Consider the following 19081-nt stretch of genomic DNA (forward strand, 5'->3'; position numbering starts at 1 on the left):
AATAGTATCGAGGAAACTTTGAAAAATTTTATTTTTTTTGTGTTAATTGGGCTTTTTTTATCCGCTTGTTCTCCATATAGCACACAAATTAAGAGAGAATACGATACACAGCACTACACACAAACCTATAAAACATTACAGAAAGCTACAAAAGATAAATCAAACGACTGGCTTTTGTGGAAAATGCAGTCTGGCTTTCTCACATTTTCATATTTTGGAGCACATTTTAGTATTAATGATTTAGAAAATGCAGAAACACAATTTAAAGTTTATGAATCAAAAGGGCTATTATCAAACATAGGTGCAAATGTTGGAGCGACTTTAAGCAATGATATGGCTATGCCTTATCGTGGCATGATTTTTGAGGGGGCATTGCTAAACTTTTACAAAGCCCTTGCATTCTCTAGCTTGGGGGATAATACACAAGCAAGGATTGAATTTAATCGTGCGAATGATAGGCAAAGAAGGGCAAAAGATTATTATGCAAAAGAGATAAAAAAAGCACATGATAAAGTGGTAGAAGAGGCAAATAAGAAAACACAAAGCACACTCTATGAAACAAATACAAGAGATTCTGAAATCGATAGCATTTTAAAAACGCGATATACAAATCTAGAGCAGTTTGCAGTATATAGAGACATGATAAATCCGCTTATCCCTTATGTTTCTGGCGTATATTTTATGATTGAGAGAGATTTTGCTAAATCGACTGATTTACTAAAAGAATCTTATGGTATCAGTAAGATTCCATTTGTAGCAAAGGATATGCAGATTCTAGAATCTCGTAAAGGCAAACGCGATTATCAAAAATTTACTTGGATAATTATTGAAGATGGCACATTGGCACGAAAAGAAGGGTTAATCATTTCACAACCACTTGTAACCGGTAGCGGTATTAATGCAATAAATCTAGCTTTGCCAAACTTTGTTAATGGAAAGCCTACATACAGCGATTATAGAATCAATACTACAAATGCGGAGATTCTAAGCAATACAAGCAATCTGTTTGCAAGTGAGTTTGAAAAGCAGCTTCCATCAATAATCACTCGTGCGATAGTTGGAGCAATGCTAAAGTTTGGCATTACAGAGACCATTAATGCAGTGGGTGGGGATTATGGTGCGATTATTGGACTCGCAAGCACTTTAGCTTTTAGTGCGACTACTGCGGCTGACTTACGCTCAAGTCTTATTTTGCCAAATAGCGTATGGATTGCTAGAATCTCAAATGCAGAATCTAGTGTCAAAATTTATGGTAATAATGAAAAGTTGCTAGAGATTCCCATAACAAAAGAATGCAATGCAAAACTAGCGAGAATGGCAAGTAAAAATGAGCTAGATTCACTCATTAAAGCAAAGCCTAAAGACATTTCCGCTAGAATCAAGCTTTTTAAGCAATACTATGAAAATGGCAATGAAGATAGATTGTGTGTCTTAACAGACAATATCATGTATGTGCGTGTGCATCGTGGCACAATCTCTCATACTATTATTAAAGGAGATTAGATGTATAAATGGACAAAAGTTGTAGTAACAAGCGTTGTAGCTTTGAGTATAGTTGGTTGCGGTGGCAAGGTAAGCTATGTTGATACGCAAGATTCAGTAGAATATACGAGTGCAGGTATAGATTATCACGATATTGAAGCAGCGGTGCATAAAAGTGTTCAAAGCCTTTTAAATAGTGAATATGTATTGAGTTTAGAGAAAAAGCAAGTCCTTGCTATCTCTGATGTAGTCAATGATACTATGCAGCAAGTAGATGTGCGAGGACTAACAAGCAAGGTAGCAAGAGCTATGCGTAAAAGTGGGAAATTTCAGCTTACAAATGCAATTAGCGGTAGTGGTGGGCAAACTGATAATATGATTTATAATGCAAGGGATTTAAGGGATAATGATGAGTTTAATCAATACACAACAACAGAGAAAGGCACACTCATCGCACCAAATCTCTCACTATCAGGCATTATCGTGCAGAAAAACACAAAGGTAGGCAAAAAACAAAGAGTAGATTATTCATTCACTCTAACACTTACAAACATAAAAACAGGCATGGTGGAGTGGGACGAAAATACACATATTATAAAAGTAGCTCCAAATAGCAAGGTTTCGTGGTAGATTCTATATTTTTTTGTGTTGGAATAGAATCTTATTGAGTAGATTCTAGATTTTCAACCATTTGTGTGGGTGCAAAATTTATGGAATCTAAAAACCTGCATACACCATTGCCTAAATCATAAGATTCTAACTCCTTGATACCAGCTATATTTTTACAACACGCACCACAACTAGTGCATGGAAAACCTGTATTATGAATCTCTTTCATAGTATAACCTTATAGAGCGATTAACGCCCTGCCTTGCGTAGTGAGAGATAACACAGCCTTAGTCCATTCGCTATAGATTAATGCGTGATTTTTTGTAAGATTAAAGGCTTTTATCATCTCATCAATCACTCTTTTTTCTTCTGGGTGGATATTATCCACATGCACAACATGCTCTGCAAATACCAATGCCATAGCCTCTAGCAACATAATGCGTTGGCTTTGCGGTTTTGTTACTTTTGCAAGTGTTTTTGCAAGACTAAAGCTATCTTCACAATTCTTATCATAGCTAATATCATCAATCTGCATTTCTAAGCAATAAGTCGCAATCACTGCTTTTTGCGTATTAGAAAAGTCATTATTGCTCCATGCAAGATGGTGTGCTATCTCTAAAAACGCCACTTTTTCATCTTTTTCAAGTAGATTCAAAAACATACAAAAACTCCTAAAATAATCTATCAAGAACAAGTCTTGTGGGATTGCATTCTACAAAAAAAACAAGTCAAGGGTAAATAAGAAGCCCAAATAGCTTAACCATATTTACAATTTCTGCATAACAAATTAAGTAGAAAAGAAAAATAAAATGACAAAATATAGCATTAGATGTTGTGATAACTTTTTATTTTGAGTTACATGGTATGAGATGACTTTTATGCTGCTATCATTCATTCTGTCACGCATGATAATGGCTAATAAATCAGCAATTTGTGCTAGTTTAAAGGCTTAGGATACAACTTGAATACTATCAATTACGATGAATTTGCAATGGGTAAATCCAGTATCCTAGTTTGATTTCATGCACAAAAAAAGGGGATAGATAGCTTAAAAAGTATTGTATTGCACATTCTAAAGGATATTTGCCCCCCCCCCCAACAACTTTGTTGATTATAGTCTTAATGTTCTTAACTCTTTTTTGCATATACATCATGAATATTAGACTTAAGCCACATAGATTTTACTTCATGGGACAACATGTATAATATGTAATCTAGCAACAAAGCGTGTGATAGAGCATGTTAAGAATACAGCAAGGAATGAGAACTAAAATCTACAATCACAGAGATTATGCAAGATGATGAAATGAGAAACAAAAAAGCGTGTATGCATACCTGTTAGGTGGTAATAAAAGGCATTAAGTCTAAGGGCGTTTGGTAATAACATAAAAAGGGCAACATATGAGAAGCAAAAAGAAATCGGTACCAATAGCGATGGGGATATAAAATGCATAAAACGCCCACATGAAAATGGAAGGCTTAATATAAATCAAATGGAAACCGACCATATAATCCCTTGGAACAAAGGTGGAAAAACAAGGGAGATAACTGACAAATATTATGTAAAGAGTGCAGTAAAAAAAAGAGTGCTAAGTAGATTCTACATAGAATCTAAAAGCGAGAGTGAAATAAATAGTTAGACCAAGTGCTAATGACCAATATATACAATAGCCCAATAAGGCTAAAGATTACGCACGACTTTTTTCAATCGCTTGATGTATATCTTCAAGCAAGTCCTTAGCATACTCAATGCCAACGGATAGGCGGATAAGATTTTCAGCTATCCCCATAGATTCACGCAAGTCTTTGGGGATAGAGGCGTGGGTCATACTCGCAGGGTGGCAGAGTAAGCTCTCCACACCCCCTAAACTCTCAGCCAACGCGATGATACGCGTGGATTTAAAAAAGATTCTATAATCATATTCTGGCTTTAATATAAAGCTTAGCATTCCCCCGCCACCACGCGCTTGAGAAATTTGGGCTTCATATTCACTATCGCTTTTTAGTCCGGGGTAATACACCTTTTCCACCGCCTTGTGTTCGCTTAAAGATTCTGCTAGAAACAGGGCATTTTCACAATGTCGCTGCATTCGTAAGCCCAAAGTTTTCATACCGCGGATAAGTAGAAAGCTATCAAATGGAGCCAATACACCGCCTATGCTATTTTGTAAGAATCCTATGCGTTCAGCCAAACTCTCATCATTCACCACTACAAGCCCGGCTACAAGATCGCTATGTCCGCCAAGATACTTTGTCGCAGAATGCACCACAATGTCAATGCCAAGCTTCAAAGGCTGTTGCAAATAGGGCGTCATAAAGGTATTATCCACGATACTTAACACGCCTTTTTGTCGGCAAATTTCAGCGACTTTTGCCAAAGGCGTAACGCTTAGAAGTGGGTTTGCTGGGCTTTCAATCAGCACAGCTTTGACTTCAGGGGTTAGGGCAGAATCTAGGGCATCTAAGTCCCTTGTATCCACGATTTTGTAAGTGATATTAAAGTTTGTAAAGACTTTATCTAAGATTCTAAAGGTCCCACCATAGACATTTTGTGAGATGATGATAGAATCTCCGCTTTTAAATAGGCTTAAAATCGTGCCAAGGGCTGCCATACCACTAGCAAAGGCAAAGCCATATTTCCCGCCTTCACATTCGGCTATAAGGCTTTCAATCCCATCTCTTGTGGGATTTTTGGTGCGAGAGTATTCATAGCCTTTGTGTTTGCCTAGCTCATCTTGAGCGTAAGTGGAGGTTTGGAAAATGGGCGTATTTACCGCCCCTGTGCGTGGGTCTGTGGTAAGTCCCCCGTGGATTAGTGTGGTATCAAGTGTGCTTTGCATAGAAATCCTTTTTATAAAACTCTCAAATTTATATTTTTATATATAATAAACTATAAAATTTATATCTTATATAAAAATATAGTTCGCATATACTGAAACTAATGTTATTCTAACAAAAAATTATTTATTTTTGATAACTTGATATTGCTTTATGCTGCTTTGATTTTAAACATTAATTCTAAATATTATCCATAACATGAAACTATGACAAGATTGAGATGTAGAATCTCACATTTTAAACTTTTCATATTTATTATACATTTACCCTTGATTTCTTTTTTTTTTTTTGTAAAGTAGCAAAGTTGTTTTGGCAATATTAATACAAGGAGCAAAGCTATGACAAAAGCAGTAGCGATTGAGGAATTACAAAGATTTGATAATCCGCGTTTTAATGAAGACAATGCGCGTGGTTTAATTGATGAAATGTCTAGTGGTTTAAAACTACCAGAATCCATGAAAGCAGAATTTGATCGTAAAATGGTAACGCTTTTTCAGCAAACAAAGATAATAGCAGGTAAGCTGATTAATATCGGTAGAATCGTATTTGCAAAGATCTATCAATTTATACAAGATAACCCAAACTTAACATTAGGCACTATCATCGGCGCAGTGTTTGGCTCATTTCTTGGTATGATGCCACTTATTGGTGATATATTATCCCTTATATCCCCATTTCTTGGTGCAGCTATCGGTGGATATATTGACTATGTGAATAAAGGGGGTAGAGAGCTAGATAGCACTCTTCAGCAGGTTATCTCAGGTGCAACACATGCTACAAAAGAGTTTTTTAAGCTTATAGTAGAGATTTTTCAGGCATTAAGGAATGATTTTTAAACTACATATTTAACATTGAAAGGAATACTATGGCAGAGAGAGAAATAGGTACTATGGGTTTCGAACCACTCGATTCACAACAGCAATGGGATCAAAACTACGCGACACTTATGACAACAATGGACGCTAGTGAGATTATAGGTATTATAGGCAATGCTTCTAGTGATGAAATAGGGTATTATCAAGATAAAGCGTTTGATACACTTTTTTGTGGCACAGAGGCTACTACTGGATTTTTTGAATATGTGGGTGGTGCTGCTTCAACAGCTATTGGTGGGGCTGCTGGCGGCTTGACAGCAGCGACACTTGGGACTAGCACAGTAGCTACTACCACTGGTGGTATCTTTGGCTTGTTTGCGACTACCACCGTTGCAACAGTTGCTGCACCTGTGACACTTGTGGCTGGGGCTACACTAGGTGGGATTGCACTTGGATATAGTGCATATAAACTTATAAGTGGTTCTGCAAAAGATAAAGGTAAGGAAGAGCATTTTAAAGAGACAAAGCAGCAAGGTAGATATCGTATCAACCCTGTAAGGACATTTAATCCCTTTGTGCTTTATGATGAGGAAAAAAGATATATCGCTCAAGCATATCAAATCTTAGCATGTTCGCCTTCAAGAAGTCAGCAGGATATAGAGGATTTCTTAAAGATTTTTGATGCTAGTGTTATGTTAAATGCAAATTTAGTGCAAGTTGGAAGAAAAACTGGGCGTGATAGCGTAGAAAAAGCTATGCGTAATGAGTTGAAATCCTATTTGAGTGAATATTGTGAAAAAATAAAACAACAATACAAAACTACAAATAAAGATATCATTAATAGATATATAGCATTTGTAGAGGTTAATAATGAGTATATTACGCCGCGTGTAGATCAAGCAGCAAAGAAAGAATTGCTTGATGAAGTGCAAAAGGGTAATGTTGGTGTTACGAAAGAGGTTTTAATAATTGAAGAATTTCGTGCAGTTTTTAGCATATATAAAATGCTATTAAACCATCCGCAAAATACTTCAAAACAGATTGAGTTGCAAAAAGAAAAAATGTATGAAAGAGCTGAAAAACTTGGGGCAACAGAGCTTTTTGAAAATATATTAGCAGAAGATCGCCTTGTAAAGCTTGATGAGACAAACTACATTCGATACTTACAAGAAATTGTAAGTGTGCTTGATAGTGAAGATGCACGATCTTTTATCAATGAATTGACAAATGATATTGTAGAATGTATGCTTGTAGATTCTGTAATGGAGCCTTATGAAAAAGAGATAATGCAAAATATCGCAAATACCTTTTCAAATTTGCTTGATACAAGCAACAATAGAAGTGCAACAAAGGATATGCTTAAGGCAGATGGCTTTATCTTATCTAATTAATGTTGGTTTGAGTCTTATTGCAAACAATCACCATAGATTTGATCTTGGCTTTAAAATCCCAACTTTGGGCATAACGCCTTCACTAGAAGGCGACATGGTAATCCATCCAAACACTTATGAAACGAATACGATATGATACCTTACTGATCTACTTTGCATGGCACATCATTAAGTCTCCTGTGCCTTTAAAACAAAGTATTAGAGATACAGGTAAGTCAGAAGGATTAAACTTTCTATCTTATTAGCCTTATTGCCTATATATTTAACCTATTTTAATTTCTTCTTAGTCCATACCTATGTCCTTTCTCTGTGTTTTTTACAGCTTTTGGTTTTAAATATTACTAAGATTCTGCATCGTGTAAGTATTGTGTAGGTAAGAATAGATTGCAAAAAAACTACGATAGACTTCAATGAGATTTAGATAGAAAATAATATTTTGTGTTAAAAATATTAATGCAACACTTAAGTAATAGATTATAGTAATTTACGGATTCTTTGTTATGTATCCATCAACACCATTTGCAATGCCTTTGGCGATTAGGGTTTGATAGCTTGTATCCTTTAATCGCTCTGATTCTACTGGGTGAGAGTTATAGCCTATTTCAATAAGGATTGAGGGCATGAGAGCACCTACAAGCACCCAAAATGGTCCCTCCCTTACACCACCATCAAGATTCTCATTATATTTTGTGCGGATTTGCTTTAGGATACCTGCTTGCACATCCATACCAAGCTTATTTGAAGCGATAATCCTTTGTGAAGTAAGGAATGAAGCAATGGTTGTTGGCGAATATTCCGCCATGCCTTGATTTTCAATAGCAGCGGCATTTATTGCCCTCTCTGTCCTTGCAGTTGATAGAAAATAGGTTTCTACGCCTTTTGGCTGTCTACTTGAACCTGCTGGTATAGAGTTTGCGTGAATAGATATAAACAAATCCGCATGTATCTCATTTGCCATTTCTGTGCGTCTTTGCAGCTCAATAAATATATCAGTGTTCCTTGTCATATAGACCACATAGCCTCTTCTAGAAAGCTCTTGAGCGGTGAGTTTGGCTACGCTTAAGACAATATGTTTTTCACAAGTTTTAGAAATGCCTTGTGTGCCACAATCTTTACCGCCATGACCGGGGTCTAGGATAATAATTTTTTTGCGATTTTTACTCGTTGGCGTTGCTTTTGAAACAAGTATTGGCTTTGGCTGATTTGTGTTTGCAGCTGGTTTTGGCTTGGACTTTGGTGCTTGTGGTTTTTGTGTTGTGGGTTTTGCTTGTTGTATGGGCTTTTTTTCTGGTTGCTTTTCAGGTTTTTTTGAACTTGCGATTGGGACTACATTTCGTTTTGTATTTTTTTCTTTGATTGCAATATAGAGATGGTTGCCTTTGGTATTGTATTCAAATTCAGTTTTTGAGGTGAGAGTGATAAGCACACGAAGTCGCTGTTTGTTGTTTTGTGCGATTGTGATTTGAGTGTTATTTGGGAAGTTATACTCTTTTCTACCTGTTGGCACATATATGCCGTATATATCTATAAAAGTGCTTGTATCATTTAGCTTATGAACGCTGATTTCATCTTTTTTGAACGCTCTGTTTGCATCTATCCTAAGGCTTGATGCACCAAAAGGAATAGTATTTAAAACGCGCAGTGTGTCGGCTTGCAAACTGCTTATAAGCAAGAAAAAAAGCACAATGCAACGCATACATATCCATTTAGCGTTGTGTTAATTCATCAACTAATGCTTTAACGCTCAAAATCTCTTTTACGCGATAGCCATTTGCACCACTGAAATATAAACCCTCTTCAAGATTCCCTAAATGTCCCTTGCCTAAGCTATCAGCTATGCAGTAACCCACTTTTTTTGCTTCCTTGCCCCTTTGACATGGGCTAACGCAGTTGCTAATGCACTGCACTTTTGGGGCATTTCCCTCTTTTAATCTCTGCATTACACCGATCTTTAAAGCTCTTGCTGGATAGCCAACGGGCGATTTTACAAGTTCAATATCATCTTCAGTAATATGTGGTAAGATTTGCTGATAAGCTTTTGCATCACATTCTTTTGTCCCTAAGAATCTTGTCCCCATTTGCACTCCACTAGCCCCTAGTGAAAGCATGGCATCAATATCATTTCTATCCCAAATACCACCTGCAGCAATAATTGGCATAGACCCCCACTGCATAGATTCTGTAACAACTTGTGGCAGAATGTTTTCAAGCTGATACTCTGGCTTAAAACAATCCTCATATTTAAAGCCCTGATGACCGCCACTTAAAGGTCCCTCTACGACCACAGCATCTGGCACTCTTTTATATCGCTCACTCCAACGCTTACATATAACACGCAGGGCTTTTGCTGATGATACGATTGGGACTAATGCTACTTCTGGAAAATTCCTTGTAAATTCTGGCATGTTTGTAGGCAGTCCTGCACCTGTGATAATCACATTTGCCCCCGCTTCACACGCATCTTTTACCACTCTGCCATAGTCATTAATTGCATGTAAAATATTTGCACCCAAAGGCTTATCACCGCATATTTTACGCGCATTTTTAAAGATTTCATTCAACGCATTTTTACTATAAAAGTTAATCGCCTCAAAAGGCTTACTTGATAAAATCTTATCTACAAAACCCATATTTTTATAATAGCCCGTGCCAACTGCAGAGATAATGCCCAAGCAACCTTCCTTTGATACATTGCCCGCTAACTCGTCCCAACTAATGCCAACACCCATGCCACCTTGAAAAATAGGATATTTTATCGTGTGTTTTCCTATTGTTAAGCTTTTAAATAAATTGCCCATTATCCTACCTTATATGCTATTTACAATAATAATTTTAGCAAATTTTCTTTTACCGAGTTTTATAATAAATTCGCCTTCTTGTAAAAAGTGAAAATTCTCATCTGTTTGCTTTGCTTGATCTATACTTAAAGCCCCAGCTTTAATATCTCTTCTTGCTTGTGAAGTAGATGGGCTGAAACCTAGCTCTACTAGCACTTTGCATATCCACTCGCCTTTTTGTATCTCTTTTGTTTCAATGTCTTTTGGAATCTCTTTATTGCTAAATATCGCATTAAAGGCTTCTTTAGCCTGCAATGCTAGATTTTCATTATGAAAACGCGTAGTAATTTCTAAAGAAAGCTCCTCTTTCACAGCCTTTGGGTGCAACTCACCTGTCTCTACACCGCTTTTTAGCTTTGCTATCTCTGCTAAACTTTTTGTGCTAATAAGCTCATAATAACGCCACATAAGCGTATCATCAATGCTTAGAATCTTGGCATACATATCATTTGGGGAATCTGTTACGCCGATATAGTTTTTAAGGCTTTTACTCATTTTATTTACGCCATCTAGCCCTTCAAGTAAAGGCATAGTCATCACGCTTTGTTCTTTACCGCAATTATATGCCCTTTGCAATGCTCTGCCTACTAAGAGATTAAACTTTTGATCATTACCACCAAGCTCAATATCACAATTTAGTGCCACAGAATCATAACCTTGCAATAAAGGATACATAAACTCCACAATAGAAATAGGCTGATTTTCTTTAAATCGTTTTGTAAAGTCATCTCGCTCCATCATTCTTGCAACAGAGTATTGAGCGGTTAGCTGCATGATATTGACACTTGTAAGACTACCTAGCCATTTACTATTAAAGCAAATATCTGTCTTATCTTTGTTTAGAATCTTAAAGACTTGTTCTTCATAAGTCTTAGCATTTTGTGCTACTTCTTCAAAAGTTAGCGGTTTTCTTGTCTCACTTTTTCCTGAAGGATCGCCTATTGTCGCAGTGAAATCGCCGATTAAAAATTTTACTCTACCACCATAGTTTTGAAAAGTCGCAAGCTTTTGCAATAACACAGAATGCCCTAAATGTAAATCTGGTGCAGTGGGATCAAAACCAGCCTTTACAATAAACTCTTCCCCCTTTTCATAGAATCTTGTTACTAAAGATTCTATATACTCTTTACCGATAAACTCCACACAGCCCCGTTCAATTTCTCGCATGGCTTCTTGCACTTTTGCTTGTAGCGTAGAGTTGGCATTATTTGCTTGCATACTATTGTATTCCTTTTTTGTTGCAATTTATCTTTCAAATAGGTAATGATACTATGAAATTATAAAGATTTTTATAAACCATTAATGTTATTTTAAGTTTTTGTTGAGAGCAGAGATCGCTTAAGTCCGAACGTGTGGGCTTTAGATCCTCTCAAGCGAGGTATTTTGTAAAATCTAGGTCATTATTTTTTAGATGTTAGACAAAAATTTTTAAATCCCCGTTAGATGTTTCACTACATTCAACATGACAACCATGAGAAACTGGTTTTTGTTGCACCATGCGTCATCAACTTTATGCCTCAAGCATCTCTTTTACTTTTTCTAAAATATGTGCACCTATTGGGATAGCAGAGGTTGCAGCTGGGCTTGGGGCATTACATACATGCACAGACCTTGGTGTATTCACAAAAAGAAAATCTTCGATTAATTCACCAGAGTTACTCACAGCTTGCGCACGCACACCAGCAGGATATGGGCTTAAATCTTCTTTTGTGAGTTTTGGGCAGTATTTTTGCACGAGTTTGAGATAGCCACCTTTGCAGAATGAATTTTTCATTTCAACAAGCCCGGTTTTTAGATTCTTATATATCACCTTTCTAATGCCAGAATGTGTTATCATCTCTGCAATATCATCGATAGAAATATCAGTTTTTGTGTATCCCTCGCGTTTAAAAGCAAGCACAGCGTTAGGACCAACCGTTACGCTCCCATCAATCATTCGTGTCAAATGCACTCCAAGAAAAGGCACACTAGGATCAGGGATAGGATAGATGAGATGCTTTACGATTTGATTATGCTGACTTTGCAAACGATAATATTCACCACGGAAAGGGCAAATAACAAAATCCGGTGTAATACCTAGCATTTTCACAAGTTTATCCGACATAAGCCCAGAGCAAGTAACAAGATAGCGGCTTTCATATTGTCCTTTTGTGGTTTGGACTATCATGCCTTGCGAGTGTTCTACTAAGCCCACAACCTCTGTGCTATAAAAGATACTTCCACCTTTTTCTTGAAAGCGTTTTGCCATAGCTTGCGTTACTTCCACATAGCTTACAATGCCGCTTGATGGGAAGAAAATACCCCCAAGCCCAGTGATATTTGGCTCTCTCTCTTGCAATTCTTTAGAATCTAGCCATGTGCGCTCTAATCCATTTGCCTCTGTGCGCTCCCACAATGCCTTCATACGCTCCATTTCAAGCGGTGTTGTTGCTACCAATAATTTACCGCAAATGTCGTATTTAATCCCATTTTCATCGCAAAAAGCCTTTGTTGCCTTATTTCCCTCAAAGCAAAACTTCGCTTTCAAACTCCCGGGTGTATAATACACACCCGCATGGATAACGCCACTATTATGCCCAGTTTGATGCTGCCCGGCAGTTGCCTCTTTCTCAAGCAACGCGACTTTCATGCCCGGATATGCGTCCATAAGCTGCATAGCGACAGACATACCGATAATACCACCACCAACAATAACAAAATCATATATCATATTTTTCCCTTTACAACGCATGTGTAACACACATTTTTCTGACTTAGAATCTATAAGTTTAAGATTCTGCATTATAGCTTAAAATTGTATGTTAAAGATTGAAATCCCAAATTACTCACTACAATAAAGATCATTAAAAAAGAATCTGTAACCTAAAAACCACTATAAATGGTTTTATAGAATCTCATCTCTTGTCATGTTAAAACTTAGTTGAAATGTCTATCTTAGATTTTCCACCAAAATACCAAAAATGACAAGATTTTATCAGATTTCAAAACACTAGATCTAGAGACATGCTAGACTTAAAATAAAATCATGTCCAGCACACTTTGATTCAATATTTATGTAGATAGAAATAAGTCTTGCAAACAAAATCTCTCATTGACTGATGAATTTCTTTGCTTACTTTATAAAATGCAACAATTATATAGCTGCTTTTTTTAATCCATGATAGGCTTTAAAAGGGTTTGAAGTGAATGAGAAATAGCCTCTTTGACGCATAAGCTCTCTACGCAAATTCTCATGTCGCTCAAACTTATCTCTACCATGTAGCCAGAAAAGATTGTTGATAAGTAGGAATTGTCCCACTGGCACAGGGAATGATAGCTTATTCTTGCTATTTTCTAGTGAATCTCCCATATCCGCAAGCCAAGTGCCTTCTTCATAATCTTTTGGCTGTGCAAATTGATCGATAAAAAGCATAACGGGACGACCATCAGCATCGACTTCAAATACTGGATGATAAGCATCTTCTGTTACATTTTTACTTGGTGGTGCAGACCATTTAATAACGCGTTTTGCTAAATGATGATTGAAATATTTATCTAAATCTTCCCAATCATCAAGGTGTAAAAGTTGAGAATCTCCACCTTTCATATTTTGCTCATCAATTTTATACATTAATACATAATCTGTGGTTTGATTCACATAAGTGCCATCGTTATGCAATTCAAGTGGCTTTTGTGGTTGGCGTAAATAGCTATCTGAATTATCAGTATTAACAACAGCCCATCTAGCATAATATTTGCCTGTCATGTCATCAAAGTTTGAGCGACCTATTAAATGCACGAATGCGGTAGCAATTTTTACCATATCATCGCCTTGTGCTACATCATTAATGCCCTCTGGATTCACAAGCAATGCCCCTTGATCTCTATTGCTTAGCGTGTTTTGCAATACTTTTTGCAATTTGTTATCGCATAGTTTATTAAGAATCTCCGCCACTCTGAATCGCAAGAAAGATTTATACTCAAGTGCTTGCACTGGATATTGCTCCACTTCTTTCAAAAATTGTGCAATAACCTCTTTCGTAAAAACCATTTCCAAAAGTTTTGGTGAATATTTAGAAGGTGTTACCTTAAACTGCTTATTCTCAAAAATACTTGCCATGTCGTTCTCCTAAAATTGAAATACTTGCGATTGCAAGAGTGTTTGAGGATTTAAATCCTTGAAAGTAAGAATTGCATTTTAAACATTAATTTTAGCTTAAATTGATAATAATATACACTTTTTTATTTTGTAAAAATTATAAATTGTTACATATTTACAAGTTTTAGTATAAAATTATCATTATTAGCTAAATAATAAGAAGAAAAAATAGGACATTGCGAGATTCTATAAAATTACACAGAAAAAAGCCTATTTTACGATAAAAAGTATATAAAATACACTTTTTAGCACTTTTGTATTATGGAAAAATAGTTACAATTATAAACTAATAGAATATACAAATGTTACTTTATGTAAAAATAGAATTGCAAAAAACATAATCAATAGATATCTCTTAAAATAAAACACAATTGGTATAAATCTCTACTAAAACCTATCTCATTAAACGCATTTGAGCAATAGTTGCCATCTCATCATGCTTAAAGATTCCAAAAAGACTAAGCAATGCAGTTTGCAAGGCATACATAGATTCTATGTCTGGGGATACTTGTGCGTTTGCTTTCACGCACACTCTTATTTCAAAGCCACAATGCCCCTGTGCTTTAGTCGCTTCTGTTTGTTGTTTATCAATGCGTATCTGCTTATCTTGAAAGTTCATTACTGCTTGATTAAATCTTAGACGCATATTAGATTCTGTGTTATCTTGTATTGGTTGGGCTTTTTGTGTCTCTTTATCTTTTTTAAGAGAAAAGCGTTTGGGCTTAAAGCTTGGGAGAAAATTTGTATAATATTGCAGTGAATCTGTAAATATAGAATCTGTTGGCTGTATCTCAATATCTATGCTTTGCAGGGCGATTTGATAGCATAGTGTAAAAATCTCGCTAGTCCTTTTTGCAGCTTCCACGCCTGAAGCGATGGCTATGTGGATATGCTTTGTATGTGTAGAATCTGCCATAAAGTTTGCAAAGCTTTGCGGCGATATGATAAGCAGTCCTGCGGCATTGCTTATTTGTTCCTTGCATGGCTTACTTGCGATATTTGCTAATCCCATAGATATTGTATTCATAGCTAATCTCTTTTTATGAAATCTTCATAGCATTCTTTTATATCTAATAGGGCTTTTCTCATTATATCTTCTTCATGTGTTAGGGCGATACGCACATATCCCATGCCGCTTTTCTCTCGTCCAAGAAACGAGCCGGGCAATACCTTATGTCCGCTTCTTTTATATAGCTCCTGTGTGAAAAGCATATCACTAGTAAAATCTTTTGGAATCTTATGTCTTGTATTTGCCACACATAGCCACAAATAAAATGTATAAGGATATACATGAGTATTTGGGAAAATCTCTTGTGCTATCTCTAGATTCTTAGCAAACTTTTTGCGTATGCTTTGCGCGTATTCATCTTCCTGCCATGCGATTATACTTGCCTTTTGTAAGGTTAGAGGCATACTGATACCAACATAGGTGCGAAACACCTTATAATCTTTTAAGATATTAGAATCTCCAGCTATAAAGCCGCTTCTTAAACCCGGCGCAGAAAGCCGCTTTGAGATAGAGTTGATAACAAAGCTATTTTTAAACGAAGTATTGCCAATAGCCTTGCATGCTTCAAGTAAGCTAGGCGGGGCATTATCTTTGTAAATCTCACTATAACACTCATCATTTACTAAAATAAAGTCATATTCAAGTGCGAGTTTTGCCCACTCCATAAGCTCTTCTCTATTTAGAATCTGTCCTGTTGGATTATTTGGCGAGTTAAGGATAACCATGCTAACTTTTCTTAAATCAGATTCTAAAAGTTTGGGTTTAAAGTCATTTTGCTCATTTAGTGGCATATAAATCACATCGGCATGATTTGCAATCTGCGCGCCTTCATAGATTTGATAGAATGGATTTGGGAAAGCTAGTGTTGGCGTATTTTGCTTTTTACATATATCACTTGTGAATATAAAATGTGTGAAATTAAAAAGCACCTCTCTTGACCCAAATGTTGGGATTAACTCATCTTCTTTCAACGCGATATTAAATCGCTTATAAAAAAACTCTCGCTGGACTTCTGGTAGTTTAGAATCTAGTGTGGGATAATAGCGGATTAAGTTGGCATTATCGCATAGGGTTTTCACGACTTTTTCAGGCGATGGAAACGCTGGTTCACCTATGCTTAAATTTAAACCGCTGCTTGAATGTAGTTTGCAAGATTCAGTTTTATTGTCATTTGTATCGCAAGTTTCTAGTAATGCTCTTAATTTCTCAAATGGATATGGATTGAAAGTCAAAATTACTCCTTAATTATGAATGCAAAGTATTGCTATAATTCTAGCAAAAAATCATGTAAATTATAAGGGATAATGTAAAAGTGTGTATAGCGCAAAACCTAATGAAATTTTATCTACCTTGCAAATTACGAAGAATTTCATATCGTGGGTTAGCAACAAGTTTTTTCTGCTTTGTATGTGTTTTGTGAGATTAAGTATCTTTCCATGCATATACATTCTAGTAAGACATAAAAATTTAATAAAAAATAACACACTCTAGCTACTTTGTAGAAGTTTATTTCAATGTAGAAAAATGCGATTTAAAAACTTAGATTCTTAAGCATGATTTAAGTTTTTCTGCATTACTATTTACTGCGATTTTAGAATCTAAATTCTCTTTCTGTCACGCTTTGGAGTTATCTCTATGAAAATTCTTATGATACTTGCTATGATGGGTTGGGGACTTGTGTGGCCCCTATCAAAGATTATGAGTGAAACGCTAAATCCCGAGCAAGCTTCATGCATCCGCTTTATTATCGTAAGCCTTAGCTTTTTACCGATTATGTATATCTATAAAATCCCCTTTAAGATTCCAAAAATAGCTCTTATACCTGTGCTACTTACAGGCATATTTAACACTGCTTATAGCTATCTTATGTATATGGGGCTATTGTATGGTGATGCGGGGAGTGCGGGGGTTATCGCGGAGGTTTTGCCAATCATTATTGCGGCGTTTTTGTATAGCTTTATGAAGCAAACGACATTGCTTAAAAGGGAGAAATGGGCGTTATTTTTTGGAATCTTAGCAGGTGTTTTTCTCATTAATTTATTTGAAAACTGGCGTGCAATATTTATGCCTTTTAATGTCATTTTTCTACTTGCAGCATTAGCATGGGCTATGCTAATTATTAGCTCTCGTTATGCAACAGAATATGTATCTGCTATATCGCTAAGCTTTTATTCTAGTCTTTGCACAGCGCTTTTTTTGCTACCTAGTTTTTTATACTATGGTCTTGCACCTTTGGGGGAAGTGGGTATGAATTTTTGGATTCTAGCCCTTATTGCTGCACTTTTTTGCACGACTTTTTCAACAACGATTTATTATCGCGGCTTATATGTGCTGGGTGTAACACAAGGTGGGATTTATGCCCTGCTGACACCGCCTTCTGCACTCTTATTTGCATGGCTGATTTTAGATGAGATGCCACAAACACATACAATTATCGGGGGAATCATATCTATTTTTACTATCTATCTTATGAATTATTACAATCCAAAGCATTTTAGAATCTTTAAAAGTTAGCATCTTTTAGCAAGGAAGCAGATGATATGATAAGTTAGTGTGTTGTTATAAAAATCTGTATATTGTGTCAGCCATGATTTTTTGATAAAGCGTGTTTGCAGGGCATTTACACCGCCTTTTTTGATATGGCGAAAGACTTCAAGTGGGCTTTCAAACGACAGAGAAATACGCTCTTCATGCCATGATAATAGCTCAAAATCACTCTCTAAATGCTTTTTCATAACGCAAGATTCTATATAAGGCAGTCCTATGCCTGTAATCTCTTTTATCTCCCTAAAGTTATCAATACCAAATGTACCAATCAGTAGAAAGCCTTGTGAAAGCAACATATGTTTTAGATTCTGTATAGTCTCAGCGAAAGGTAACCATTGCAAACATGCGTTTGAAGTGATTAGATTAAACTTTTGTGAGTAAATCTCTGTGAGTGCAATATTACGCATATCAAAGCAAAGATTCTGTGTATTTTGCGGTAGCTTTATGTCTTTATATTCATTTATATCATTGCAAATATATTGCTTATAGTCTAGCTTTTGTGTCAGCATATAGGTAAGCTCACACTGCCCACAACCAAATTCAAAAATATGTGGAAAATCTTTTCTCTGTGTATCCAAAAGCATGGTTAGCAAGCATTCTCGCATATAGGCTTGAATGGGCGTGTTGTCTTTATAGCTTTGCTGGGCTTTTAAGAAACGCTCTAGTTGATAGCACATAGCCCCTCCCATGTATCAAAGGCAAAAAAGGGATAATGCCATGATGCCAACTCGCATATTGCACTTTTGCTATTTTCAAAGGCTTTGTGGCAGGTTTGCGGTAAAAAAAGTGTGTCATTTTTTGCAATATAGATTCTATCCCATGTAAGTGGTGTGTGTGGTGTAGTCATGCAAAAATCATAAATACATTGCAATTCATCTTTTAAATGCGAGATAGAAGCGAAGTGAAAATCTTTAGCCATGTCTAGATTCTCTCCAAAAATAGCCCTTTTAAAGTCGTCTATATTAAGGTTTTTTATCGTATGGCGAAATATAGCGGGATTAATGCCTTTTAGTTTATCTATGCCAGATTCTGTGCCACTAAGGGCGATTTTGCGAGATAAAGGTATGTGAGATAAAGGCAATCTGGCAGCTATGCTAACCCCCATAGAATAGGCTACAAGATAGATTGAATCATATTTCTCTAACTCTAAATTTATATCGAATGTAAAGTCAGTATAATCATGCAATAAAAGCACATTAGCTTTAGAATCTAAATGCGTGTAATGCGTGTAATGACTTGCAAAACCCGCAAAAAAGAGTATAAGAATCTTGCTATCTGTATTTTTATGTAGCCAGTATGTTTGCATGATATAGCCTTTATGCTTTTGCTTTTGTAGTTTTATCGCAATGCAAATGGGTATTATACTGGATTATTAGATAAAAATGATTACTCTACTCCACAATAAATATATTGCG

17 protein-coding genes and 1 pseudogene are annotated in these 19081 nt (G+C 36.2%); 6 read left to right on the top strand and 12 right to left on the bottom strand.

All coding sequences use genetic code 11. The features are described from left to right. Positions 1-18: 18 nt before the first annotated feature. Positions 19-1503, top strand: a complete 1485-nt coding sequence (locus tag XJ32_RS10700) for a COG3014 family protein (RefSeq protein ID WP_077389681.1) — start codon at positions 19-21, stop codon at positions 1501-1503. Then, positions 1504-2112: a penicillin-binding protein activator LpoB gene (lpoB, locus tag XJ32_RS10705; RefSeq protein ID WP_004087103.1), complete on the top strand. Its 609-nt coding sequence runs from the start codon at positions 1504-1506 to the stop codon at positions 2110-2112. An 82-nt stretch (positions 2113-2194) separates the two neighbouring features. Here the strand turns inward: lpoB and XJ32_RS10710 are convergent. Together XJ32_RS10710 and XJ32_RS10715 are read right to left on the bottom strand one after the other, a co-directional pair. Next, positions 2195-2320, bottom strand: a pseudogene (locus XJ32_RS10710) (YkgJ family cysteine cluster protein); the annotation flags it as partial. Between the two features lie 9 nt (positions 2321-2329). Next, a complete protein-coding gene (locus tag XJ32_RS10715; RefSeq protein ID WP_077389684.1) occupies positions 2330-2752 on the bottom strand; it encodes a hypothetical protein in 423 nt (140 codons plus the stop codon). An 832-nt stretch (positions 2753-3584) separates the two neighbouring features. On the opposite strand from XJ32_RS10715, the gene XJ32_RS12085 reads away from it, so the two are divergent. Beyond that, positions 3585-3731, top strand: coding sequence for a hypothetical protein (locus tag XJ32_RS12085; RefSeq protein ID WP_155761519.1), 147 nt, complete (start codon positions 3585-3587; stop codon positions 3729-3731). Between the two features lie 48 nt (positions 3732-3779). On the opposite strand, the gene XJ32_RS10720 is transcribed toward XJ32_RS12085, so the two are convergent. Next, a complete protein-coding gene (locus tag XJ32_RS10720; RefSeq protein WP_077389687.1) occupies positions 3780-4931 on the bottom strand; it encodes a trans-sulfuration enzyme family protein in 1152 nt (383 codons plus the stop codon). A 336-nt stretch (positions 4932-5267) separates the two neighbouring features. Between XJ32_RS10720 and XJ32_RS10725 the strand changes: the two genes are divergently transcribed. Beyond that, on the top strand, positions 5268-5765 hold the full coding sequence (locus tag XJ32_RS10725; RefSeq protein WP_077389690.1) for a hypothetical protein: 498 nt from the start codon (positions 5268-5270) through the stop codon (positions 5763-5765). 29 nt (positions 5766-5794) lie between these two features. Beyond that, the gene (locus XJ32_RS10730; protein ID WP_077389693.1) at positions 5795-7135 is read left to right on the top strand and encodes a hypothetical protein; all 1341 of its coding nucleotides are present in this window, start codon (positions 5795-5797) and stop codon (positions 7133-7135) included. Between the two features lie 484 nt (positions 7136-7619). On the opposite strand, the gene XJ32_RS10735 is transcribed toward XJ32_RS10730, so the two are convergent. From XJ32_RS10735 to XJ32_RS10765, 7 genes are all read right to left on the bottom strand, one after another. Continuing rightward, the gene (locus XJ32_RS10735) at positions 7620-8831 is read right to left on the bottom strand and encodes an N-acetylmuramoyl-L-alanine amidase family protein (protein ID WP_077389696.1); all 1212 of its coding nucleotides are present in this window, start codon (positions 8829-8831) and stop codon (positions 7620-7622) included. A 10-nt stretch (positions 8832-8841) separates the two neighbouring features. After that, a complete protein-coding gene (locus tag XJ32_RS10740) occupies positions 8842-9933 on the bottom strand; it encodes a nitronate monooxygenase (RefSeq protein WP_005218295.1) in 1092 nt (363 codons plus the stop codon). A 9-nt stretch (positions 9934-9942) separates the two neighbouring features. Next, positions 9943-11190 carry a tyrosine--tRNA ligase gene (gene tyrS / locus XJ32_RS10745; RefSeq protein ID WP_077389699.1) on the bottom strand — a complete coding sequence of 416 codons (1248 nt, stop codon included), beginning with the start codon at positions 11188-11190 and terminating at the stop codon, positions 9943-9945. Positions 11191-11482: 292 nt separating this feature from the next. Further along, positions 11483-12682: an L-2-hydroxyglutarate oxidase gene (lhgO, locus tag XJ32_RS10750; RefSeq protein WP_004084061.1), complete on the bottom strand. Its 1200-nt coding sequence runs from the start codon at positions 12680-12682 to the stop codon at positions 11483-11485. 423 nt (positions 12683-13105) lie between these two features. Then, positions 13106-14071: a glutarate dioxygenase GlaH gene (gene glaH, locus XJ32_RS10755; RefSeq protein WP_005219400.1), complete on the bottom strand. Its 966-nt coding sequence runs from the start codon at positions 14069-14071 to the stop codon at positions 13106-13108. 433 nt (positions 14072-14504) lie between these two features. After that, positions 14505-15137: a cyclic pyranopterin monophosphate synthase MoaC gene (locus tag XJ32_RS10760; protein WP_077389702.1), complete on the bottom strand. Its 633-nt coding sequence runs from the start codon at positions 15135-15137 to the stop codon at positions 14505-14507. A gap of 2 nt (positions 15138-15139) precedes the next feature. Continuing rightward, entirely contained in the window at positions 15140-16351 is a 1212-nt protein-coding gene (locus tag XJ32_RS10765; protein WP_077389705.1) for a succinyldiaminopimelate transaminase, read from the bottom strand. A 403-nt stretch (positions 16352-16754) separates the two neighbouring features. Between XJ32_RS10765 and XJ32_RS10770 the strand changes: the two genes are divergently transcribed. Beyond that, positions 16755-17633, top strand: a complete 879-nt coding sequence (locus XJ32_RS10770) for a DMT family transporter (protein ID WP_040462931.1) — start codon at positions 16755-16757, stop codon at positions 17631-17633. On the opposite strand, the gene XJ32_RS10775 is transcribed toward XJ32_RS10770, so the two are convergent. Then, positions 17630-18343 (bottom strand): methyltransferase domain-containing protein, encoded by a 714-nt coding sequence (locus tag XJ32_RS10775; protein ID WP_077389708.1) that lies wholly within the window; start codon positions 18341-18343, stop codon positions 17630-17632. The genes XJ32_RS10770 and XJ32_RS10775 overlap by 4 nt on opposite strands. After that, complete coding sequence (locus XJ32_RS10780; protein WP_077389711.1) at positions 18328-18972, bottom strand: pimeloyl-ACP methyl esterase BioG family protein; 645 nt, start codon at positions 18970-18972, stop codon at positions 18328-18330. Before XJ32_RS10780 ends, XJ32_RS10775 begins: the two co-directional genes overlap by 16 nt. Positions 18973-19081 lie beyond the last annotated feature (109 nt).

The organism is Helicobacter bilis, assembly GCF_001999985.1.
Classification (GTDB): Bacteria; Campylobacterota; Campylobacteria; order Campylobacterales; family Helicobacteraceae; genus Helicobacter_A; species Helicobacter_A rappini.